Genomic DNA, 23525 nt, shown 5'->3' on the forward strand with positions numbered 1-23525 from the left:
ACAAAAAAACCGGCGCTGAGCCGGTTTTTTTTATCTGCTTGATTACTTCCTCAAACGAATCTGGTCGACGGCGTGTTTCTCACTTTTGGTGAGGATCAGGCTCGCGCGCTCGCGCGTCGGCAGAATGTTCTCTTTGAGGTTGACGTAATTGATCTCATTCCATAGCCCTGTCGCCACGTTAACGGCTTCTTCTTCAGAGAGCTGGGCATAGTTATGGAAATAAGAATCAGGATCGGTGAACGCCCCTTCGCGGAACTTGAGGAAGCGGTTGATATACCAGCTTTGCAGTAAATCTTCCGGCGCATCGACATATATAGAGAAATCGACGAAGTCGGAGACGAACACGTGATGAGGATCGTGTGGATAATCCATTCCGCTTTGCAGAACGTTTAATCCTTCCAGAATCAGAATGTCCGGCTGCACCACCGTTTTATCCCCGTCCGGGATGCGGTCGTAAATCAGGTGTGAGTAAACCGGTGCGGTAACGTTAGGCGCACCTGACTTCAGATCAGAGACGAACTTCACCAGCCGATGCATATCATAAGAAAGAGGGAAGCCTTTCTTCTTCATCAGGCCGCGTTCTTTTAATACTTCGTTCGGATGCAGAAAGCCGTCGGTGGTGATCAGCTCAACGCTGCGGTGCTCCGGCCAGCGGCTCAGCAGCGCCTGCAGCACGCGCGCGGTCGTGCTTTTGCCCACCGCCACGCTGCCTGCAATACTGATGATATAAGGAATGCGCTGGCCGTTAGTGCCGAGAAACTGCTCCAGTACGGCCTGGCGGCGCAGGTTGGAACTGATATAGAAGTTAAGCAAGCGAGAGAGGGGCAAATAAATTTCTGCCACTTCTTCCAGCGAGAGATCTTCATTTATCCCTTTTAACCGTGCGATTTCACCTTCCGTCAGCGTCATCGGGACGGAGTCACGCAGAGCAGCCCACTGGCTGCGGTTAAACTGAAGATAAGGCGTCATTAACGTTTGCTCTTTTTTGCTCATAAGCATGCTTCTGTGAGTCATCGACAAAACCGCCCGCCGTGGCTCATCACATAGTTAATTTTGGACAATGGGCAGGAGGTTAACACCAGATGACAGGAATAATAAGAAAAAATATGGGCAAGCGATGCTTACGCGGGAGCCGTCACGCTAGCGCATTGACGAGGTAAATCGCCTGTTCTTGCTGCATATTTGACCGTGCATGACTGTTTTTACAGCACTCAGCGCTTCTTTCGCATAAAATGTGAGCGAAAGAACGTTTTATGCAATTTTTTAGTTGCATGACTGCGCATGTCTCCATAGAATGCGCGCTACTTGATGCCGACTTAGCTCAGTAGGTAGAGCAACTGACTTGTAATCAGTAGGTCACCAGTTCGATTCCGGTAGTCGGCACCATCAAGTCCGGTGGGGTTCCCGAGCGGCCAAAGGGAGCAGACTGTAAATCTGCCGTCACAGACTTCGAAGGTTCGAATCCTTCCCCCACCACCACTTTCTGGCAGCGTTAACGCCGCCGGAGTTGGTTGGAAAAATCGACCAGCTCGAACATAAAAAGAGAGAAATCTCTTTTTTTGTTACAGAAAGAACTGGGTAGCCGAGTTTCAGGATGCGGGCATCGTATAATGGCTATTACCTCAGCCTTCCAAGCTGATGATGCGGGTTCGATTCCCGCTGCCCGCTCCAATACGTGCTGATATGGCTCAGTTGGTAGAGCGCACCCTTGGTAAGGGTGAGGTCCCCAGTTCGACTCTGGGTATCAGCACCACTTCACTTCTCCCTCCCGTTTCTCTCTGTTTCAATTTAAATGTATTCAACAGTTCAGGCATTTCGCCTGGTTGATGTGGTGATATCACCGATTTATCCGTGTCTTAGAGGGACAATCGATGTCTAAAGAAAAGTTTGAACGTACAAAACCGCACGTTAACGTCGGTACTATCGGCCACGTTGACCATGGTAAAACAACGCTGACCGCTGCAATCACTACCGTACTGGCTAAAACCTACGGTGGTTCTGCTCGCGCATTCGACCAGATCGATAACGCACCAGAAGAAAAAGCGCGTGGTATCACCATCAACACGTCTCACGTTGAATATGACACCCCGACTCGCCACTACGCACACGTAGACTGCCCAGGCCACGCCGACTATGTTAAAAACATGATCACCGGTGCTGCGCAGATGGACGGCGCGATCCTGGTTGTTGCTGCGACTGACGGCCCAATGCCTCAGACCCGTGAGCACATCCTGCTGGGTCGTCAGGTAGGCGTTCCTTTCATCATCGTGTTCCTGAACAAATGCGACATGGTTGATGACGAAGAGCTGCTGGAACTGGTAGAGATGGAAGTTCGTGAACTGCTGTCTCAGTACGATTTCCCAGGCGACGACACTCCGATCGTTCGTGGTTCCGCGCTGAAAGCGCTGGAAGGCGAAGCAGAGTGGGAAGCAAAAATCATCGAACTGGCTGGCTACCTGGATTCTTACATCCCAGAACCAGAGCGTGCGATTGACAAGCCATTCCTGCTGCCAATCGAAGACGTATTCTCCATCTCCGGTCGTGGTACCGTTGTTACCGGTCGTGTAGAGCGCGGTATCATCAAAGTTGGCGAAGAAGTTGAAATCGTTGGTATCAAAGACACTGCTAAGTCTACCTGTACTGGCGTTGAAATGTTCCGCAAACTGCTGGACGAAGGCCGTGCTGGTGAGAACGTTGGTGTTCTGCTGCGTGGTATCAAACGTGAAGAAATCGAACGTGGTCAGGTTCTGGCGAAGCCAGGCTCAATCAAGCCACACACCAAGTTCGAATCTGAAGTGTACATCCTGTCCAAAGACGAAGGCGGCCGTCATACTCCGTTCTTCAAAGGCTACCGTCCACAGTTCTACTTCCGTACAACTGACGTGACCGGCACCATCGAACTGCCAGAAGGCGTTGAGATGGTAATGCCAGGCGACAACATCAAGATGGTTGTGACTCTGATCCACCCAATCGCGATGGACGACGGTCTGCGTTTCGCAATCCGTGAAGGCGGCCGTACCGTTGGCGCGGGCGTTGTTGCTAAAGTTCTCGGCTAATCGCTGATAACATTTGACGCAATGCGCATGAAAAGGGCATCATTTGATGCCCTTTTTGCACGCTTTCACATCAGAACCTGGCTCATCAGTGATTATTTTTGTCATAATCATTGCTGAGACAGGCTCTGCAGAGAGCGTATAATCCATAAGGGATTAGCGTTTCGATTTGGCTCGCCTCGCAATCGCGGGGTGAAATTATTTGTAGAATTCTTCTGACAGGTTGGTTTATGAGTGCGAATACCGAAGCTCAAGGGAGCGGGCGCGGCCTGGAAGCGATGAAGTGGATCGCTGTTGCCGTGCTGCTGATTGTGGCAATCGTTGGCAACTATCTTTATCGTGACATGATGCTGCCGCTACGCGCGCTGGCAGTGGTGATTCTGATTGCTGCAGCGGGCGGTGTCGCGCTGTTGACGACTAAAGGTAAAGCAACCGTTGCTTTCGCGCGCGAAGCACGTACCGAAGTCCGTAAGGTGATTTGGCCGACTCGCCAGGAAACATTGCACACCACGCTGATCGTGGCTGCAGTGACTGCGGTAATGTCACTGATCCTGTGGGGACTGGATGGTATTCTGGTTCGACTGGTTTCCTTTATTACTGGCCTGAGGTTCTAAGATGTCTGAAGCCCCTAAAAAGCGTTGGTACGTCGTTCAGGCGTTTTCCGGTTTTGAAGGCCGCGTAGCGACTTCGCTGCGTGAGCATATCAAATTACACAATATGGAAGAGTTGTTTGGCGAAGTGATGGTTCCGACCGAAGAAGTGGTCGAGATCCGTGGCGGCCAGCGTCGCAAAAGCGAGCGTAAATTCTTCCCGGGTTACGTGCTGGTTCAGATGGTGATGAACGACGCGAGCTGGCACCTGGTGCGCAGCGTACCGCGCGTGATGGGCTTTATCGGCGGCACGTCCGACCGTCCGGCGCCAATCAGCGATAAAGAAGTTGATGCGATCATGAACCGCCTGCAGCAGGTGGGTGATAAGCCGCGTCCGAAAACGCTGTTTGAACCGGGTGAAATGGTTCGTGTTAGCGACGGTCCGTTTGCTGACTTTAACGGCGTGGTTGAAGAAGTGGACTACGAGAAGTCCCGCCTGAAAGTTTCCGTTTCTATCTTCGGTCGTGCGACCCCGGTAGAACTGGACTTTGCGCAGGTCGAAAAAGCCTAAGCTGCGATCAAAAAAGCGGCGATTTAATCGTTGCACAGGGCGCGAGATTGGAATACAATTTCGCGCCTTTTGTTTTTATGGGCTCTGGCCCGTAAAACGAATTTTATTCACGGGGAGCCTCTCTGAGGCGCTATCACCCAATCAGAGGATTTTAGAATGGCTAAGAAAGTACAAGCCTACGTCAAGCTGCAGGTTGCAGCTGGTATGGCGAACCCAAGTCCACCAGTTGGTCCAGCTCTGGGTCAGCAGGGTGTGAACATCATGGAATTCTGTAAAGCGTTCAACGCAAAAACGGAATCCCTGGAAAAAGGTCTGCCAATCCCAGTCGTAATCACTGTTTACGCTGACCGTTCTTTCACTTTCGTTACCAAAACCCCTCCAGCAGCAGTTCTGCTGAAGAAAGCGGCTGGTATTAAGTCTGGTTCCGGTAAACCGAACAAAGACAAAGTGGGTAAAATTTCCCGCGCTCAGCTGCAGGAAATCGCGCAGACCAAAGCTGCCGACATGACTGGTTCTGACATTGAAGCGATGACTCGCTCAATCGAAGGTACTGCACGTTCCATGGGCCTGGTAGTGGAGGACTAAGAAATGGCTAAACTGACCAAGCGCATGTCCGTGATCCGTGACAAAGTTGATGCGACCAAACAGTACGACATCAACGAAGCTATCGCTCTGCTGAAAGAACTGGCAACTGCTAAGTTCGTTGAAAGCGTTGACGTTGCCGTTAACCTGGGCATCGACGCGCGTAAATCCGATCAGAACGTTCGTGGCGCAACTGTACTGCCACACGGTACTGGCCGTTCCGTTCGCGTAGCTGTATTTGCTCAGGGTGCAAACGCTGAAGCTGCTAAAGCTGCCGGCGCTGAACTGGTAGGTATGGAAGATCTGGCTGATCAGATCAAGAAAGGCGAAATGAACTTTGACGTTGTTATTGCTTCTCCAGATGCAATGCGCGTTGTTGGCCAGCTGGGCCAGGTTCTGGGTCCACGCGGCCTGATGCCAAACCCGAAAGTGGGTACTGTAACCCCTAACGTTGCTGAAGCGGTTAAGAACGCTAAAGCAGGTCAGGTTCGTTATCGTAACGACAAAAACGGCATCATCCACACCACCATCGGTAAAGTGGACTTTGACGCTGACAAACTGAAAGAAAACCTGGAATCTCTGCTGGTTGCGCTGAAAAAAGCAAAACCAACTCAGGCGAAAGGCGTGTACATCAAGAAAGTTAGCATCTCCACCACCATGGGTGCAGGTGTTGCAGTTGACCAGGCTGGCCTGAGCGCTGCTGCAAACTAATGCCTTTACGTGGGCGGTGATTTTGTCTACAATCTTACCCCCACGTTTGCTAACGAAAGTTAGCGGCTAAAAGATTTGTTCGTTGGAGCCTGGCCTATCCAGGCCTCCGTCGAAGACCGCAGGTGTTTCGCAAGAAACTTAATCCCCTGCGTAGACGGTGACAGAACGCTAAGATTATTTTTTGAATACTCTGGCTTGTTTCTGCTCACCGTATTAAGACGCTCTTCCCGTTGGGTTGAGTGAAGTGAGTTCCGGAACATGAGTTCCGGCAAACATCCAGGAGCAAAGCTAATGGCTTTAAATCTTCAAGACAAACAAGCGATTGTTGCTGAAGTCAGCGAAGTAGCCAAAGGCGCGCTGTCTGCAGTAGTTGCGGATTCCCGTGGCGTTACTGTAGACAAAATGACTGAACTGCGTAAAGCAGGTCGTGAAGCTGGCGTATACATGCGTGTTGTTCGTAACACCCTGCTGCGTCGCGTAGTTGAAGGTACTCAGTTCGAGTGCCTGAAAGACACGTTTGTTGGTCCGACCCTGATTGCATACTCTATGGAACACCCGGGCGCTGCTGCTCGTCTGTTCAAAGAGTTCGCGAAAGCGAATGCAAAATTTGAGGTCAAAGCTGCAGCCTTTGAAGGTGAGTTGATCCCGGCATCGCAAATCGATCGCCTGGCAACCCTGCCGACCTACGAAGAAGCAATTGCACGCCTGATGGCAACCATGAAAGAAGCTTCGGCTGGCAAACTGGTTCGCACTCTGGCTGCTGTTCGCGATGCGAAAGAAGCTGCTTAATAGCAGTTATCTTTATAAAGCATTCGCTTACGTATAAACTTATTCTGATTTTCAGGAACAATTTAAATGTCTATCACTAAAGATCAAATCATTGAAGCAGTTGCAGCTATGTCCGTAATGGACGTTGTAGAACTGATTTCTGCAATGGAAGAAAAATTCGGTGTTTCTGCTGCTGCTGCTGTAGCTGTAGCTGCGGGCCCGGCTGAAGCTGCTGAAGAAAAAACTGAATTCGACGTAATTCTGAAAGCTGCTGGCGCTAACAAAGTTGCTGTTATCAAAGCAGTACGTGGCGCAACTGGCCTGGGTCTGAAAGAAGCTAAAGACCTGGTAGAATCTGCTCCAGCTGCGCTGAAAGAAGGCGTGAGCAAAGACGACGCAGAAGCACTGAAAAAATCTCTGGAAGAAGCTGGCGCTGAAGTTGAAGTTAAATAAGCCAACTTTTCTGGTTGCAGCCTAAGTCATTAGGCTGATGGCTGGTGACTTTTTAGTCACCAGCCTTTTTGCGCTGTAAGGCATCAGCAGCATTTCACACTGTTTGACTGCTGGTTGTCCTGACAATGCATGTTTCTATCGACGACTTAATATATTGCGACAGGGTGCTCGCTCTGTGTAAATCGCGACGAAATGATTTAAGCGTGATAGCAACAGGTATTGCGGAAAGTATTCAATTTTCCGGTCCACAAAATGGTGTTGCACAAACTGTCCCTTCGTCGGACAGATGGGTCGACTTGTCAGCGAGCTGAGGAACCCTATGGTTTACTCCTATACCGAGAAAAAACGTATTCGTAAGGATTTTGGTAAACGTCCACAAGTTCTGGACATTCCATATCTCCTTTCTATCCAGCTTGACTCGTTCCAGAAGTTTATCGAGCAAGATCCTGAAGGGCAGTACGGTCTGGAAGCAGCCTTCCGCTCCGTGTTCCCGATTCAGAGCTACAGCGGTAACTCCGAGCTGCAGTACGTCAGCTACCGCCTTGGCGAACCGGTGTTTGACGTTCAGGAATGTCAGATCCGTGGCGTGACCTATTCCGCACCGCTGCGCGTAAAACTGCGTCTGGTGATCTACGAGCGCGAAGCGCCGGAAGGCACCGTTAAAGACATTAAAGAACAAGAAGTCTACATGGGTGAAATTCCACTCATGACGGACAACGGTACTTTCGTAATCAACGGTACTGAGCGTGTTATCGTTTCCCAGCTGCATCGTAGCCCGGGCGTCTTCTTCGACAGCGATAAAGGTAAAACACACTCTTCCGGTAAAGTACTGTATAACGCACGCATCATTCCTTACCGTGGTTCATGGCTGGACTTCGAGTTCGATCCTAAAGACAACCTGTTTGTCCGTATCGACCGTCGTCGTAAGCTGCCTGCAACCATCATTCTGCGTGCGCTGCAATACACCACTGAGCAGATCCTGGATCTGTTCTTCGAGAAAGTGGTCTTTGAGATCCGCGACAACAAGCTGCAGATGGAGCTGGTGCCGGAACGTCTGCGTGGTGAGACCGCATCGTTCGACATCGAAGCCGACGGCAAAGTGTATGTGGAAAAAGGCCGCCGTATCACTGCGCGCCATATCCGTCAGCTGGAAAAAGATGATATCAAACACATCGAAGTTCCGGTTGAATACATTGCAGGAAAAGTATCCGCGAAAGATTACGTTGATGAATCAACTGGCGAGCTGATCTGCCCGGCGAACATGGAGCTGAGCCTGGATCTGCTGGCTAAGCTGAGCCAGTCTGGCCACAAACGTATCGAAACGCTGTTCACCAACGATCTGGACCACGGTCCGTACATCTCTGAGACTGTACGCGTCGACCCAACGACCGATCGTCTGAGCGCACTGGTAGAAATCTACCGCATGATGCGCCCTGGTGAGCCGCCAACTCGCGAAGCGGCTGAAAGCCTGTTCGAGAACCTGTTCTTCTCCGAAGACCGCTACGATCTGTCCGCGGTTGGTCGTATGAAGTTCAACCGTTCTCTGCTGCGCGACGAAATCGAAGGTTCCGGTATCCTGAGCAAAGACGACATCATTGAAGTGATGAAGAAGCTCATCGATATCCGTAACGGCAAAGGCGAAGTGGACGATATCGACCACCTCGGCAACCGTCGTATCCGTTCCGTAGGCGAAATGGCGGAAAACCAGTTCCGCGTTGGCCTGGTACGTGTTGAGCGTGCGGTGAAAGAGCGTCTGTCTCTGGGCGATCTGGATACCCTGATGCCTCAGGATATGATCAACGCCAAGCCGATTTCTGCAGCAGTGAAAGAGTTCTTCGGTTCAAGCCAGCTGTCTCAGTTTATGGACCAGAACAACCCGCTGTCTGAGATTACGCACAAACGTCGTATCTCTGCACTCGGCCCAGGCGGTCTGACCCGTGAACGTGCAGGCTTTGAAGTTCGAGACGTACACCCGACTCACTACGGTCGCGTATGTCCAATCGAAACGCCTGAAGGTCCAAACATCGGTCTGATCAACTCCCTGTCCGTGTACGCACAGACGAACGAATACGGTTTCCTCGAGACCCCGTACCGTAAAGTGACCGACGGTGTTGTAACTGACGAAATTCACTACCTGTCTGCTATCGAAGAAGGCAACTACGTTATCGCTCAGGCGAACTCCAACCTGGATGACGAAGGCCACTTTGTAGAAGATCTGGTTACCTGCCGTAGCAAAGGCGAATCCAGCTTGTTCAGCCGCGACCAGGTTGACTACATGGACGTTTCCACCCAGCAGGTGGTATCCGTCGGTGCGTCCCTGATCCCGTTCCTGGAACACGATGACGCCAACCGTGCATTGATGGGTGCGAACATGCAACGTCAGGCCGTTCCAACTCTGCGTGCTGATAAGCCGCTGGTTGGTACCGGTATGGAACGTGCTGTTGCCGTTGACTCCGGTGTTACTGCAGTTGCTAAGCGTGGCGGTACCGTTCAGTACGTCGACGCATCCCGTATCGTTATCAAAGTTAACGAAGACGAGATGTATCCGGGCGAAGCGGGTATCGACATCTACAACCTGACCAAATACACCCGTTCTAACCAGAACACCTGTATCAACCAGATGCCTTGCGTATCTCTGGGTGAGCCAGTTGAGCGCGGCGACGTGCTGGCAGACGGTCCGTCCACCGACCTCGGTGAACTGGCGCTCGGTCAGAACATGCGCGTAGCGTTCATGCCGTGGAACGGTTACAACTTCGAAGACTCCATCCTCGTCTCCGAGCGTGTGGTTCAGGAAGATCGTTTCACCACCATCCACATTCAGGAACTGGCCTGTGTGTCCCGTGACACCAAGCTGGGGCCAGAAGAGATCACCGCTGACATCCCTAACGTGGGTGAAGCTGCGCTCTCCAAGCTGGATGAATCCGGTATCGTTTACATCGGTGCAGAAGTGACCGGTGGCGACATTCTGGTTGGTAAGGTTACGCCGAAAGGTGAAACCCAGCTGACGCCAGAAGAGAAGCTGCTGCGTGCAATCTTCGGTGAGAAAGCGTCTGACGTTAAAGACTCTTCTCTGCGCGTACCAAACGGTGTTTCCGGTACGGTTATCGACGTTCAGGTCTTCACCCGTGACGGCGTTGAGAAAGATAAGCGTGCGCTGGAAATCGAAGAGATGCAGCTCAAACAGGCTAAGAAAGACCTGTCTGAAGAACTGCAGATCCTCGAAGCGGGTCTGTTCAGCCGTATCTATGCGGTGCTGGTTGCCGGTGGCGTTGAAGCTGAGAAGCTCGACAAACTGCCACGCGATCGCTGGCTGGAACTGGGCCTGACCGACGAAGAGAAACAAAATCAGCTGGAACAGCTGGCTGAGCAGTATGACGAACTGAAACACGAGTTTGAGAAGAAACTCGAAGCGAAACGCCGCAAAATCACTCAGGGCGACGATTTGGCACCAGGCGTGCTGAAGATTGTTAAGGTGTATCTGGCCGTTAAACGTCAGATCCAGCCTGGTGATAAGATGGCAGGTCGTCACGGTAACAAGGGTGTTATCTCTAAGATCAACCCGATCGAAGATATGCCGCACGATGCTAACGGTACGCCGGTAGATATCGTACTGAACCCACTGGGCGTACCGTCTCGTATGAACATTGGTCAGATCCTGGAAACTCACCTGGGTATGGCTGCGAAAGGCATTGGCGACAAGATTAACGCCATGCTGAAACAGCAGCAGGAAGTCGCGAAACTGCGCGAATTCATCCAGCGTGCCTACGATCTGGGTACCGACGTTCGTCAGAAAGTCGATCTGAACACCTTCAGCGATGATGAAGTTCTGCGTCTGGCGGAAAACCTGCGTAAAGGTATGCCAATTGCAACGCCGGTATTCGACGGTGCAAAAGAAGCTGAAATTAAAGAGCTGCTGCAACTGGGTGGTCTGCCATCTTCTGGTCAGATTACGCTGTTTGATGGTCGCACCGGCGAGCAGTTTGAGCGTCAGGTAACCGTAGGTTACATGTACATGCTGAAACTGAACCACCTGGTCGATGACAAGATGCACGCTCGTTCTACCGGTTCTTACAGCCTGGTTACTCAGCAGCCGCTGGGTGGTAAGGCACAGTTCGGTGGTCAGCGCTTCGGGGAGATGGAAGTGTGGGCGCTGGAAGCATACGGCGCAGCATACACCCTGCAGGAAATGCTCACCGTTAAGTCTGATGACGTGAACGGTCGTACTAAGATGTATAAAAACATCGTGGACGGCAACCATCAGATGGAGCCGGGCATGCCAGAATCCTTCAACGTACTGTTGAAAGAGATTCGTTCGCTGGGTATCAACATCGAACTGGAAGACGAGTAATTCTCGCTCAAACAGGTCACTGGTGCCGGGTTAACCCCCGGCACCAGATTGTGCTAACTCCGACGGGAGCAAATCCGTGAAAGATTTATTAAAGTTTCTGAAAGCGCAGACTAAAACCGAAGAGTTTGATGCGATCAAAATTGCTCTGGCTTCGCCAGACATGATCCGTTCATGGTCTTTCGGTGAAGTTAAAAAGCCGGAAACCATCAACTACCGTACGTTCAAACCTGAGCGTGACGGCCTTTTCTGTGCGCGTATTTTCGGGCCAGTAAAAGACTACGAGTGCCTGTGCGGTAAGTACAAGCGCCTGAAACACCGTGGTGTGATCTGTGAGAAGTGCGGCGTTGAAGTGACCCAGACCAAAGTGCGCCGTGAGCGCATGGGCCACATCGAGCTGGCGTCTCCAACTGCCCACATCTGGTTCCTGAAATCTCTGCCGTCCCGTATCGGTCTGCTGCTGGATATGCCGCTGCGCGATATCGAACGTGTTCTGTACTTCGAATCTTATGTTGTTATCGAAGGCGGCATGACGAACCTGGAACGCCACCAGATTCTGACCGAAGAACAGTATCTGGACGCGCTGGAAGAGTTCGGTGACGAATTCGACGCGAAGATGGGTGCGGAAGCTATCCAGGCCCTGCTGAAGAGCATGGATCTGGAGCAAGAGTGCGAGCAGCTGCGTGAAGAGCTGAACGAAACTAACTCCGAAACCAAGCGTAAGAAGCTGACCAAGCGTATCAAACTGCTGGAAGCGTTCGTTCAGTCTGGTAACAAGCCAGAGTGGATGATCCTGACCGTTCTGCCGGTTCTGCCGCCAGATCTGCGTCCGCTGGTTCCGCTGGATGGTGGTCGTTTCGCAACGTCTGACCTGAACGATCTGTATCGTCGCGTCATTAACCGTAACAACCGTCTGAAACGCCTGCTGGATCTGGCTGCGCCTGACATCATCGTACGTAACGAAAAACGTATGCTGCAGGAAGCGGTTGATGCCCTGCTGGATAACGGCCGTCGCGGTCGTGCGATCACCGGTTCTAACAAACGTCCTCTGAAATCTTTGGCCGACATGATCAAAGGTAAACAGGGTCGTTTCCGTCAGAACCTGCTCGGTAAGCGTGTTGACTACTCCGGTCGTTCTGTAATCACCGTAGGTCCATACCTGCGTCTGCATCAGTGCGGTCTGCCGAAGAAAATGGCGCTGGAGCTGTTCAAACCGTTCATCTACGGCAAGCTGGAACTGCGTGGCCTGGCCACCACCATCAAAGCCGCTAAGAAAATGGTTGAGCGCGAAGAAGCTGTCGTTTGGGATATCCTGGACGAAGTGATCCGCGAACACCCGGTACTGCTGAACCGTGCACCAACCCTGCACCGTCTGGGTATCCAGGCATTTGAGCCGGTACTGATCGAAGGTAAAGCTATCCAGCTGCACCCGCTGGTTTGTGCGGCCTATAACGCCGACTTCGATGGTGACCAGATGGCTGTTCACGTACCGCTGACGCTGGAAGCCCAGCTCGAAGCGCGTGCGCTGATGATGTCTACCAACAACATCCTGTCTCCAGCGAACGGTGAGCCAATCATTGTTCCTTCTCAGGACGTTGTATTGGGTCTGTACTACATGACCCGTGACTGTGTTAACGCCAAAGGCGAAGGCATGGTGCTGACTGGCCCGAAAGAAGCTGAGCGTATCTATCGCGCTGGCCTGGCCTCTCTGCATGCGCGCGTTAAAGTGCGTATCACCGAATACGAAAAAGATGAAAACGGCGAATTCGTTGCGAAAACCAGCCTGAAAGACACGACCGTTGGCCGTGCCATTCTGTGGATGATCGTACCGAAAGGTCTGCCTTTCTCCATCGTCAACCAGGCGCTGGGCAAGAAAGCGATCTCCAAAATGCTGAACACCTGTTACCGCATTCTGGGTCTGAAGCCGACCGTTATCTTCGCTGACCAGACAATGTACACCGGCTTTGCTTATGCAGCGCGTTCAGGTGCATCTGTTGGTATTGATGACATGGTCATCCCAGAGAAGAAACACGAGATCATCTCTGAAGCGGAAGCTGAAGTTGCTGAGATCCAGGAGCAGTTCCAGTCTGGTCTGGTAACCGCGGGCGAACGCTATAACAAAGTTATCGATATCTGGGCAGCGGCGAACGATCGTGTATCCAAAGCGATGATGGATAACCTGCAGACCGAAACCGTGATTAACCGTGACGGCGTAGAAGAGCAGCAGGTTTCCTTCAACAGCATCTACATGATGGCCGACTCCGGTGCGCGTGGTTCTGCAGCACAGATTCGTCAGTTGGCAGGTATGCGTGGTCTGATGGCGAAGCCAGATGGCTCCATCATCGAAACGCCAATCACCGCGAACTTCCGTGAAGGTCTGAACGTACTCCAGTACTTCATCTCGACTCACGGTGCGCGTAAAGGTCTGGCGGATACCGCACTGAAAACAGCGAACTCCGGTTATCTGACGCGTCGTCTGGTTGACGTTGCACAGGATCTGGTTGTTACCGAAGACGATTGTGGCACCCTCGAAGGTATCACCATGACCCCGGTTATCGAGGGTGGTGATGTTAAAGAGCCACTGCGCGATCGCGTACTGGGTCGTGTAACCGCGGAAGACATTCTGAAGCCGGGTACCGCAGACATTCTGGTTCCACGCAACACGCTGCTGCACGAACAGTGGTGTGACCTGCTGGAAGAGAACTCTGTTGACTCAGTGAAAGTGCGTTCCGTTGTATCCTGTGACACCGACTTTGGTGTATGTGCGCACTGCTACGGTCGTGACCTGGCGCGTGGCCACATCATCAACAAAGGTGAAGCAATCGGCGTTATCGCGGCACAGTCAATCGGTGAGCCGGGTACACAGCTGACGATGCGTACGTTCCACATCGGTGGTGCGGCATCTCGTGCGGCTGCTGAATCCAGCATCCAGGTGAAAAACAAAGGTAGCATCAAGCTCAGCAACGCGAAGTCTGTTGTTAACTCCGCAGGCAAGCTGGTTGTGACCTCTCGTAACACCGAGCTGAAGCTGATCGACGAATTTGGTCGTACCAAAGAGAGCTATAAAGTGCCTTACGGTGCGGTTATGGCTAAAGGTGATGGCGAGCAGGTTGCCGGCGGTGAAACCGTTGCAAACTGGGATCCACACACCATGCCGGTTATCACCGAAGTAAGTGGTTTCATCCGCTTCACTGACATGATCGACGGCCAGACCATCACTCGTCAGACCGACGAACTGACCGGTCTGTCATCTCTGGTGGTTCTGGATTCTGCTGAGCGTACTGCCGGTGGTAAAGATCTGCGTCCTGCACTGAAAATCGTTGATGGTCAGGGTAACGACGTTCTGATCCCTGGTACCGACATGCCTGCGCAGTACTTCCTGCCGGGTAAAGCGATTGTTCAGCTGGAAGATGGTATCCAGATCGGTGCGGGTGATGCTCTGGCGCGTATTCCTCAGGAATCTAGCGGTACCAAGGATATCACCGGTGGTCTGCCGCGCGTTGCGGACCTGTTCGAAGCGCGTCGTCCGAAAGAGCCGGCAATCCTGGCTGAAATCAGCGGTATCATTTCCTTCGGTAAAGAAACCAAAGGTAAACGCCGTCTGGTGATCACCCCGGTTGATGGCAGCGAGCCGTACGAAGAGATGATTCCTAAGTGGCGTCAGCTCAACGTGTTCGAAGGTGAACGTGTAGAACGTGGTGACGTTGTTTCCGATGGTCCAGAAGCACCGCACGACATTCTGCGTCTTCGTGGCGTACACGCGGTAACGCGTTACATCACCAACGAAGTACAGGACGTTTACCGTCTGCAAGGCGTTAAGATTAACGATAAGCACATCGAAGTTATCGTTCGTCAGATGCTGCGTAAAGCAACCATCGAAAACGCGGGCAGCTCCGACTTCCTGGAAGGCGAGCAGGTTGAATACTCTCGCGTTAAGATCGCTAACCGCGATCTGGAAGCGAACGGCAAAATCGGTGCGACCTTCGCGCGCGATCTGCTGGGTATCACCAAAGCGTCTCTGGCAACCGAGTCCTTCATCTCTGCAGCATCGTTCCAGGAAACGACTCGTGTCCTGACCGAAGCGGCTGTTGCAGGTAAGCGTGATGAACTGCGCGGTCTGAAAGAGAACGTTATCGTGGGTCGTCTGATCCCGGCTGGTACGGGTTATGCGTACCATCAGGATCGTATGCGTCGTCGTGCAGCGGGCGAACTGCCAGCAGCACCGCAGGTCACTGCAGAAGATGCATCCGCGAGCCTGGCAGAACTGCTGAACGCAGGTCTGGGTGGTTCCGACAACGAGTAATCGTTGATGCCGTAAATAAAAAACCCGCCTCGGCGGGTTTTTTTATTGTGTTTTGTAGGCCAGGTAAGCGTAGCGCCACCGGGCTTTTTTCAGTTGATCAATGGTATGCGTCGATACAGCTCAATCATATCGCCAGCCAGATCCTGAATAACCATCGCATTCATCAGGTGATCCTGCGAGTGGACGGTGATCAGGTTAACCGGGAGCTTTCCGGTGCCTTCATCAAAACCAATCAGCTGCGTCTGGATGGTGTGCGCATGCTTCACATAGTCGCGCGACTCTTCCATCGCCTTCTCGGCTCCGTCAAAATCACCTTTGCGCGCCATCTGTAGCGCCGTCAGGGCAGCACTGCGCGCTGCACCCGCGTTGACCAACAGTTCCATGATGGTGGTTTCTAAGTCTTCCATTATGACTCCAGCAGCTTGAGCGCTTTTTCCAGTACGGCATCGCCTTTCATCATGCCGTAATCCATCATGTCGATCACCGCGACCTTTTTGCCCAGCGGGTCGGCCTGTGCCTGAAGTTTTGCCTGTTCGTATTTAACCTGTGGCCCCAGTAATACGATATCTGCGGTCGCGATGTTGTCTTTAAACTCCGCAACCGGAACGGCTTTAATGGTGACTTCAACCCCTTTTTTCTGCGCGGCGTCTTTCATACGTTGAACCAGCATGCTGGTTGACATCCCCGCTGCACAGCATAAAACGATGTTCTTCATAATCAGCCTCGATCTACATGTGTTTATTGATAATTATCCCGTGCAGACCGCTTCAACAACCGCTTTACCGCGATTGTGTGTCAGGCATCACAAAGAAAACCGCATTTTTCTGAAACCGGTTACAATTTTGCGTTCAGGCGCGATATGCCCGTCGAAACGGGCACAAAGAAAGGCGGGAGGTTAGCTATCGGAGGTGCGAAGAATTTGGTTTTTTCCCTGCTGTTTAGCCTTATACAGCGCACCATCTACGCTACCAACGAACTGCTCCAGCGGCTCAAAATGCCATTCGCCCAGCCCTGCGCTGAACGTTACGTGCAGGTTTTCTTCACGCCAGACGCGGTTTTCAACGGCGATACGCCATGCTTCCAGTAGCTCAGAAGCGGCTTCAGCCTGTTCTCCCTGGAATATGACCGCGAACTCTTCGCCACCGTAGCGGTAAACAGAGACATGGTGTGGCTGCATAATCTGGATGCCTTCCCGCGCCACGTTACGCAAGACGATATCGCCGCTCAGGTGACCCCACGTATCGTTAATCGATTTAAAGTTATCGATGTCAATTAATGCCAGCGCGAAGGGCTGATGGTTGGCCAGTAGCTCGGCAACGTCCCCGTCGAAGGCGCGACGGTTTTTACAGCCGGTTAGCGCATCGTGTGTCGCCTGGCGAACGTACGCCATCTCACGCTCTTTGTTTGACTGAATGGTATGGCTCAGCATCGCTTCAAGACGCGGAGCCTGATTTACATCCCCGGTCTTAATGGCGTTGATGATGTTCATCAGCACGGTGCGCGAGGCATGGCGCAGGTACAAACCGAACAGAATGATGATAATCGCGGCCAGCGCAAATCCCCAGCCGACGATTGTGGTTTCGTGACGGGTGATATCTGTCAGCGTTGCGCCTGCTACGCGGTAGATCACGAACCAGTCCGGGTTGGTAAAGGAGTAGTAGTAATACCAGGTTTTGCTTTTACGATCGTAAAGGTGCCCTTCACCGCTGGTCATTTTGTCCATCAGCGCTTCGCTCACGTAAGGCTTGAAGAGCGCGCCCGTATCAGGATGCAGCACGACGGCACCGTCGCGTTCGACGATGAAAAACTCACCCTGTACGGGGGCGACCATCTGGCGCAGGGTATAGCCCATTGAGGTCAAATCCAGATGGAATGCGATTGTTCCCTTAAGCCTGCCTTCAGGGGATATTACCGGCTTGTAGAGGGTGACCGTGGGGTGCCCGGTAAAATAGTCCATGTAGGGATGGGTGTAGTGGCTGAATGTACTGGCTTCCGCCTGGGCAACAAACCAGGGTCGGGTGCGGGCATCAAACGTCTTGCTTTTGTCCGTCGGCAGCACTTCTGGGGCGCGAAGATAGTGCCCCTGCGTATCCGCCAGCGAGATGGACGAAACGGTAGGCATCAGATTTTGCAGGTGCATCAATACCTGCAGTCCTTCTCCGGGATTAAGATTGACCGTGGCATTCAGGCGATCGTTACGTGCGAAAAACGTGGCTGCGCGACCCAGGATGTAATCATTTTCGCGCAGGATAGATTCGGTATAGTTGACCGCAAGGTTATGCGTGAAGTTACCGTTAATCTTATGGTAATCCTCGAGAAAATCCTTTCGTTGGGTCAATGTGATAAACACGGCGATCAAAATGAAGCTGAACAGTATTCCTGCGAAACTGATCATGATCGGCCGGGTAAAAGAGAGTTTTCTGCTGTGAAGTGCCATGAGTTGTAAAACCAGTCCTGATGGTATGACGCGCTGCGTCAATCGATATCCTCTCAGCATAGTCGCTGCACGGATGCTGGCTGCGAATTATACAGAGGGCCTTCTACGGCGTAGATGATTTACCTTAATAATAGATAAGAAATTACCTATTAATTTTATGAATTAAAATTTTCTGTAGCAAACGAGAAGGCAGGGCGAAACAGAGGAAGAAGCTTTTCGCCCTGGTCAGCATCCGTTGCTGACCAGAGAAGAGTAAAAAAGAGGGGGTTAATGAGCAACGGGCAGCTTTTAACCTTTCGAGTCGGCTCGTAAACTTTCGTGCCCATTACGCGCTATTTCAGCGCACTTGCGAGGTTCTTCCCAGCCAGTTATCCCAGTCTTTCCATACCGGCTGTAACCCCTGGGCGGTCAGCGCCTCCGCGACCGCCTCCGGGCGTCGTCCATCATGCGGGACAAACTGCTCCAGCTCCGGATGGTTGTCGGCGTAACCCCCCGGCTGCGTTTTGGAAAACGCGCTGACGTTATTGATCGCGATAGGGATAACGCGGTCGCGAAACGCCGGGGATTCGCGTGTGGAGAGAGACAGTTCCACTTCCGGCGCTAACAGGCGAAACGCGCAGATGGTTTGCACCAGCTGACGCTCGTCCATCAGCGAGGCCGGTTCGATCCCACCCGCGCACGGGCGCAGGCGCGGGAACGATATGGAATAGCGGCTCTGCCAGTAGTGCTGCTGTAGCCACAGCAGATGTTCCGCCACCATAAAGCAATCTACCCGCCAGCTGTCAGACAGGCCGACCAGCGCGCCAAGGCCAATCTTATCGATTCCCGCGCGTCCCAGCCTGTCCGGCGTTTCGAGCCGGAAGATGAAATCCTGCTTTTTACCTTTCAGGTGATGCCGGGCGTAGGTCGCCTCATGGTAAGTTTCCTGGTAGACCATCACGCCGTCCAGCCCGAGCGTTTTTAGCTCCGCGTATTCCTCCTGGGACAGCGGCTGAACCTCCATCTGTAACGATGCGAACTCGCTGCGGATAGCCGGGAGGTGCTGACGGAAATAGTCCATTCCCACCTTACCCTGATGTTCGCCCGTGACCAGCAGAAGGTGATCAAACCCCATTTCGCGGATAGCGGCACACTCGCGCGCAATTTCAGCTTCGTCGAGCGTTTTGCGTTTAATGCGGTTGCTCATCGAAAAACCACAGTAGGTACAGTCGTTAGCGCACAGGTTTGAGAGATAGAGCGGCACGTAAAGACTGACCGTGTTGCCAAACCGCTGGCGAGTGAGCCGCTGGGCGCGCTGAGCCATTGGTTCAAGGTACGCGCCAGCCGCTGGAGAAAGCAGGGCCATCATGTCATCGCGGGTAAGGTGGCGGGCGTTGAGCGCCCGCTCCACGTCAGCCGACGTTTTGCTGTTGATGCGCAGGCGAATGTCGTCCCAGTCGAGCTCTCGCCAGCGATCGGTAAAGGTGGTCATCAGAGCGCCTCCAGAAAGCCGGTCAGCGGGCTGGTCGCCTGCGCCTGAAGGCTGCGCGAGCCGGGGCCAGACCGTCGTGCCAGCAAACCGGCCTCTACTGCCAGACGGAACGCCCGCGCCATCATTACCGGATCGTCAGCGACCGCAATCGCCGTGTTCACCAGGACCGCATCGGCACCCATCTCCAGCGCCTGCGTCGCATGGCTGGGTACGCCAATACCCGCGTCCACCACGACGGGCACGGAAGCCTGTTCAATGATGATCTCCAGCATGGCGCGGGTTTCCAGCCCCTGATTAGAGCCAATTGGCGCCCCCAGCGGCATAACGGCAGCGCAGCCAACCTCTTCCAGCCGCTTACACAGAACGGGGTCCGCGCCGCAGTAGGGCAGGACGGTAAATCCCTGCCGCACCAGCTTTTCCGCGGCTTTCAGCGTTTCGATAGGGTCGGGCAGTAGCCAGCGGGCGTCAGGGTGAATTTCCAGCTTCAGCCAGCGGGTGCCGAGCGCTTCCCGCGCCAGCTGAGCGGCGAAGATCGCCTCCTCCGCCGTTTTGGCGCCCGAGGTGTTTGGCAGCAACGTCACGCCCGCTTCCAGCAGCGGTGCCAAAATAGCATCGCTCTGATGACGCAGATCCACGCGCTTGAGCGCCAGCGTCACCAGCTGGCTGCCGCTCTCCCGGATAGCATCCACCATGACCTGCGGGGAGGCGAATTTCCCGGTTCCGGTAAACAGATGTGAATCAAAAACTTTATCGGCAATACGTAACATTTCAGCCCCCTGCTATAACCTGAAACAGCAGGATCTGGTCGCCTTCACCGATCTGCTGATGTTCCCACTGCTCGCGCGGCAGGATCTGTTGATTGAGCGCCAGCGCCGTACCCGGCTTGAGCTGGCGGAGCCTTTCGAGCAGCACGGCAACGGTGAGTCCGTCATCGCACTGTATTGGCTCATCGTTAAACAGAATACGCATCGTGCCCTCCGCATACCGGGCAGCGGCTGGTGCGGTGTAATGCCAGATGGCGCCAGCCGCCTGAACGGGCGTCAAAAAGGCGCAGCGTGTTGCGCTCCGTCTCCATACCGCAGAGCAGCTTGATGGCCTCCAGCGCCTGCAGGGTTCCCATCACGCCCACCACCGGGCCCACAATACCTGCGGTACGGCAGTTGCGCTCCGGCTCGGCATCGTCCGGCCACAGGCAGCGATAGCACCCCTGCGCCCAGGGGGGCGTCAGGACCATCATCTGCCCGCCGAAACCGACCGCGCTGGCGGTGATAAGCGGCGTATTATTTGCTACGCAGGCGGCGTTGATCGCCTGACGCGTTGCCATATTGTCGGTACAGTCCAGCACCACGTCGGCCAGCGCGACTTCACGTGCCAGATTTTCGCCGCCGAGCCGCGCCTGAAGGGCAATCAGGCTGATGTCCGGGTTCAGTTGACCCAACCGCTGCCGGGCGATCTGCGCCTTAGGCTGGTTGATATCCTCGGTGGTAAAGAGGACCTGCCGCTGCAGGTTACTGAGATGCACCTCGTCGTTATCGGCCAGCACCAGCGTGCCGATACCCGCACCGGCCAGATAGAGCGCGGCAGGCGCGCCCAATCCCCCCAGGCCGACAATCAGCACCCGGCTGGCGAGCAGCTTTTGCTGCCCGTCGATGGCGATATCTTCCAGCATGAGCTGGCGGCTGTAGCGCATAAAATCGCGGTCATTCATCGCCTGCTCCTGCCAGCTGTAGCAGCTGCGCGGTGGCGGCCTGCCAGTCCGCTGCCTGGGTGATGGCGCTGACGACGGCGATACTGCCGACGCCCGTCTCCAGCACCGCCGGGGCGCGCTCAAGGCTGATTCCGCCGATGGCGACGGTCGGATAATTCGCCAGACGTTTGACGTGGCTCGCCAGCTGCTTCAGCCCCTGCGGCGCGGACGGCATCTGCTTGGTTTGCGTCGGGAAGACGTGGCCGAGCGCGATGTAGGAGGGCCGGGCCGCCAGCGCCACGTCAATCTCCATATCGTCGTGTGTTGATACGCCCAGTCGCAGACCCGCATTTCGGATAGCGTTCAGATCGGTTGTCTCCAGGTCTTCCTGACCCAGATGCACGCCGTACGCCTGGTGCTTAACGGCCAGCCGCCAGTAGTCGTTGATAAACAGGCGCGCTTCATAGCGACGCCCCAGCGCAATGGCGGCGACCACGTCGGCCTCCACCTCTTCATCGCGTTTATCCTTGATGCGCAGCTGGATTGTGCGAACGCCGGCCTCCAGCAGGCGTTCTATCCACTCTACGCTATCCACCACCGGGTAAAGCCCTAAGCGGAAGGGCACGGTTGGGAAATCAGGCTGATACATTACGCCTCCTCTTTTTTGAGGTAGATTTCGCCGCCTTTGGCGCGGAAGGTTTCTGACATGTCCGCCATGCCGACTTCAATGGTCTGCGCGGCGGCGTAGTCGCGCACTTCCTGGCTGATTTTCATCGAGCAGAATTTGGGCCCGCACATGGAGCAGAAGTGCGCCACCTTGCCGGACTCCTGCGGCAGGGTTTCGTCGTGATAGGCGCGGGCGGTGAACGGGTCCAGCGCCAGGTTGAACTGGTCTTCCCAGCGGAATTCGAAGCGCGCTTTGGACATCGCGTTATCGCGAATTTGCGCCCCCGGATGGCCTTTGGCGAGATCCGCAGCATGCGCCGCGATTTTGTAGGTAATCAGCCCCTGCTTCACGTCCTCTTTGTTTGGCAGGCCGAGATGCTCTTTCGGCGTGACGTAGCAGAGCATGGCGCAGCCAAACCAGCCGATCATCGCCGCGCCAATGCCTGACGTGAAATGGTCGTAGCCCGGCGCGATGTCGGTGGTCAATGGCCCCAGGGTGTAGAACGGCGCTTCGTGGCAGTGCTCCAGCTCTTCGGTCATGTTGCGGCGGATCATCTGCATCGGCACGTGGCCCGGGCCTTCAATCATCACCTGCACGTCATACTCCCAGGCAATTTTGGTCAGCTCGCCCAGCGTGTGCAGTTCGGCAAACTGCGCTTCGTCGTTGGCGTCGCGAATGGAGCCCGGGCGCAGGCCGTCGCCCAGCGACAGAGAAACGTCATACGCGGCGCAGATTTCGCAAATCTCGCGGAAGTGCTCGTAGAGGAAGTTTTCCTGATGATGGGACAGGCACCACTTCGCCATGATGGAACCGCCGCGCGAGACGATACCGGTCAGACGCTTAGCGGTCATCGGCACGTAGCGCAACAGCACGCCCGCGTGAATGGTGAAGTAGTCTACGCCCTGTTCGGCCTGCTCCAGCAGCGTGTCGCGGAACGCTTCCCAGGTGAGGTCTTCGGCGATGCCGTTGACCTTCTCCAGCGCCTGGTAAATCGGGACGGTGCCAATCGGGACCGGGCTGTTGCGCAGGATCCACTCGCGGGTTTCATGAATATAGCGGCCCGTGGAGAGATCCATCACCGTATCCGCGCCCCAGCGCGTTGACCAGACCAGCTTTTCCACCTCTTCTTCGATGGAGGAGGTGACGGCAGAGTTACCGATGTTCGCGTTCACCTTCACCAGGAAGTTGCGCCCAATGATCATCGGCTCGGATTCCGGGTGGTTAATGTTGGCGGGAATAATCGCGCGGCCTGCGGCCACTTCGTCACGCACAAACTCCGGCGTGATGTTTTCCGGCAGGCGCGCGCCAAAGCCTTCGCCCGGATGCTGGTGGCGCAGCACTTCGCTACGGATGCGTTCGCGGCCCATGTTTTCGCGGATGGCGATGAACTCCATCTCCGGCGTGACGATGCCCTGACGCGCGTAGTGCAGCTGGGTCACGCATTTGCCCGCTTTAGCGCGTTTTGGCGTCAGCAGGCCGGTAAAGCGCAGCGCGTCCAGCCCGTCGTCGGCCAGGCGCTCTTGGGTATAGGCAGAGCTGCGCACGTTTAGTTCTTCGCAGTCGTTACGCGCGTCAATCCACGGCTGGCGCAGCTTTGCCAGACCCTGCTGCACGTTGATGGCAACAGAGGGATCGCCATACGGCCCGGAGGTGTCATACACCGGCACGGCCTCGTTGTCTTCAAACTGCGGGTTCTCTTTGCTGCCGCCGATAAGCGTCGGGCTGAGCTGGATTTCGCGCATCGGTACGCGGATATCGGCCTGCGAGCCGGAAATGTAGATACGCTTTGAGTTAGGGAAAGCGGTGCCTTCCAGGGTGTCGATGAAGCGTTGGGCGTGCGCGCGCTGTTCGCGGCGGGTCAGTTTAGCGGTAGACATAGCTCATTCC

19 protein-coding genes and 4 tRNA genes are annotated in these 23525 nt (G+C 54.3%); 13 read left to right on the top strand and 10 right to left on the bottom strand.

The features are described from left to right. Positions 1–42 precede the first annotated feature (42 nt). The gene (coaA, locus tag VPX56_RS01350; RefSeq protein ID WP_131634742.1) at positions 43–993 is read right to left on the bottom strand and encodes a type I pantothenate kinase; all 951 of its coding nucleotides are present in this window, start codon (positions 991–993) and stop codon (positions 43–45) included. 317 nt (positions 994–1310) lie between these two features. Between coaA and VPX56_RS01355 the strand changes: the two genes are divergently transcribed. The 13 genes from VPX56_RS01355 to rpoC all read left to right on the top strand — a co-directional run bounded on the left by VPX56_RS01355 (position 1311) and on the right by rpoC (position 15376). Continuing rightward, positions 1311–1386: transfer RNA gene (locus VPX56_RS01355), tRNA-Thr, on the top strand. Between the two features lie 8 nt (positions 1387–1394). Continuing rightward, positions 1395–1479 (top strand) — tRNA-Tyr (locus tag VPX56_RS01360). 117 nt (positions 1480–1596) lie between these two features. Next, positions 1597–1671 (top strand) — tRNA-Gly (locus tag VPX56_RS01365). A gap of 6 nt (positions 1672–1677) precedes the next feature. Beyond that, positions 1678–1753, top strand: a tRNA-Thr gene (locus VPX56_RS01370). A 118-nt stretch (positions 1754–1871) separates the two neighbouring features. Then, complete coding sequence (gene tuf / locus VPX56_RS01375) at positions 1872–3056, top strand: elongation factor Tu (protein WP_326469424.1); 1185 nt, start codon at positions 1872–1874, stop codon at positions 3054–3056. Positions 3057–3283: 227 nt separating this feature from the next. Next, complete coding sequence (gene secE / locus VPX56_RS01380) at positions 3284–3667, top strand: preprotein translocase subunit SecE (RefSeq protein ID WP_032644497.1); 384 nt, start codon at positions 3284–3286, stop codon at positions 3665–3667. A gap of 1 nt (position 3668) precedes the next feature. Continuing rightward, positions 3669–4214 (top strand): transcription termination/antitermination protein NusG, encoded by a 546-nt coding sequence (gene nusG, locus VPX56_RS01385; RefSeq protein ID WP_002438628.1) that lies wholly within the window; start codon positions 3669–3671, stop codon positions 4212–4214. A 156-nt stretch (positions 4215–4370) separates the two neighbouring features. Continuing rightward, positions 4371–4799, top strand: coding sequence for a 50S ribosomal protein L11 (gene rplK, locus VPX56_RS01390; RefSeq protein WP_004097640.1), 429 nt, complete (start codon positions 4371–4373; stop codon positions 4797–4799). 3 nt (positions 4800–4802) lie between these two features. Then, positions 4803–5507 (top strand): 50S ribosomal protein L1, encoded by a 705-nt coding sequence (gene rplA / locus VPX56_RS01395; protein WP_006176745.1) that lies wholly within the window; start codon positions 4803–4805, stop codon positions 5505–5507. Between the two features lie 291 nt (positions 5508–5798). Continuing rightward, positions 5799–6296, top strand: coding sequence for a 50S ribosomal protein L10 (gene rplJ / locus VPX56_RS01400; RefSeq protein ID WP_001207203.1), 498 nt, complete (start codon positions 5799–5801; stop codon positions 6294–6296). 66 nt (positions 6297–6362) lie between these two features. Next, positions 6363–6728, top strand: coding sequence for a 50S ribosomal protein L7/L12 (gene rplL / locus VPX56_RS01405; RefSeq protein ID WP_006176746.1), 366 nt, complete (start codon positions 6363–6365; stop codon positions 6726–6728). A gap of 319 nt (positions 6729–7047) precedes the next feature. Further along, positions 7048–11076: a DNA-directed RNA polymerase subunit beta gene (rpoB, locus tag VPX56_RS01410; RefSeq protein WP_131635895.1), complete on the top strand. Its 4029-nt coding sequence runs from the start codon at positions 7048–7050 to the stop codon at positions 11074–11076. Positions 11077–11152: 76 nt separating this feature from the next. Beyond that, a complete protein-coding gene (gene rpoC / locus VPX56_RS01415; protein WP_131635896.1) occupies positions 11153–15376 on the top strand; it encodes a DNA-directed RNA polymerase subunit beta' in 4224 nt (1407 codons plus the stop codon). Positions 15377–15465: 89 nt separating this feature from the next. On the opposite strand, the gene VPX56_RS01420 is transcribed toward rpoC, so the two are convergent. The 9 genes from VPX56_RS01420 to thiC all read right to left on the bottom strand — a co-directional run bounded on the left by VPX56_RS01420 (position 15466) and on the right by thiC (position 23515). Next, complete coding sequence (locus tag VPX56_RS01420) at positions 15466–15783, bottom strand: PTS lactose/cellobiose transporter subunit IIA (protein WP_131635897.1); 318 nt, start codon at positions 15781–15783, stop codon at positions 15466–15468. Next, positions 15783–16091, bottom strand: coding sequence for a PTS sugar transporter subunit IIB (locus VPX56_RS01425; protein ID WP_010425948.1), 309 nt, complete (start codon positions 16089–16091; stop codon positions 15783–15785). Before VPX56_RS01425 ends, VPX56_RS01420 begins: the two co-directional genes overlap by 1 nt. 180 nt (positions 16092–16271) lie before the next feature. After that, positions 16272–17813: a sensor domain-containing diguanylate cyclase gene (locus tag VPX56_RS01430; RefSeq protein WP_326469433.1), complete on the bottom strand. Its 1542-nt coding sequence runs from the start codon at positions 17811–17813 to the stop codon at positions 16272–16274. A 337-nt stretch (positions 17814–18150) separates the two neighbouring features. Then, positions 18151–19284, bottom strand: a complete 1134-nt coding sequence (thiH, locus tag VPX56_RS01435; RefSeq protein WP_326469435.1) for a 2-iminoacetate synthase ThiH — start codon at positions 19282–19284, stop codon at positions 18151–18153. Further along, complete coding sequence (gene thiG, locus VPX56_RS01440) at positions 19284–20051, bottom strand: thiazole synthase (RefSeq protein WP_326469437.1); 768 nt, start codon at positions 20049–20051, stop codon at positions 19284–19286. The genes thiH and thiG overlap by 1 nt, the downstream gene beginning before the upstream one ends. Before the next feature lies 1 nt (position 20052). Further along, positions 20053–20253, bottom strand: coding sequence for a sulfur carrier protein ThiS (thiS, locus tag VPX56_RS01445; RefSeq protein WP_131635901.1), 201 nt, complete (start codon positions 20251–20253; stop codon positions 20053–20055). After that, positions 20237–20992: a HesA/MoeB/ThiF family protein gene (locus VPX56_RS01450; RefSeq protein WP_326469440.1), complete on the bottom strand. Its 756-nt coding sequence runs from the start codon at positions 20990–20992 to the stop codon at positions 20237–20239. The genes thiS and VPX56_RS01450 overlap by 17 nt, the downstream gene beginning before the upstream one ends. Next, the gene (thiE, locus tag VPX56_RS01455; RefSeq protein WP_326469442.1) at positions 20985–21620 is read right to left on the bottom strand and encodes a thiamine phosphate synthase; all 636 of its coding nucleotides are present in this window, start codon (positions 21618–21620) and stop codon (positions 20985–20987) included. Before thiE ends, VPX56_RS01450 begins: the two co-directional genes overlap by 8 nt. Continuing rightward, complete coding sequence (thiC, locus tag VPX56_RS01460; protein WP_326469444.1) at positions 21620–23515, bottom strand: phosphomethylpyrimidine synthase ThiC; 1896 nt, start codon at positions 23513–23515, stop codon at positions 21620–21622. The genes thiE and thiC overlap by 1 nt, the downstream gene beginning before the upstream one ends. Positions 23516–23525 lie beyond the last annotated feature (10 nt).

The organism is Enterobacter wuhouensis, assembly GCF_035835995.1.
GTDB classification, from domain to species: domain Bacteria; phylum Pseudomonadota; class Gammaproteobacteria; order Enterobacterales; family Enterobacteriaceae; genus Enterobacter; species Enterobacter wuhouensis.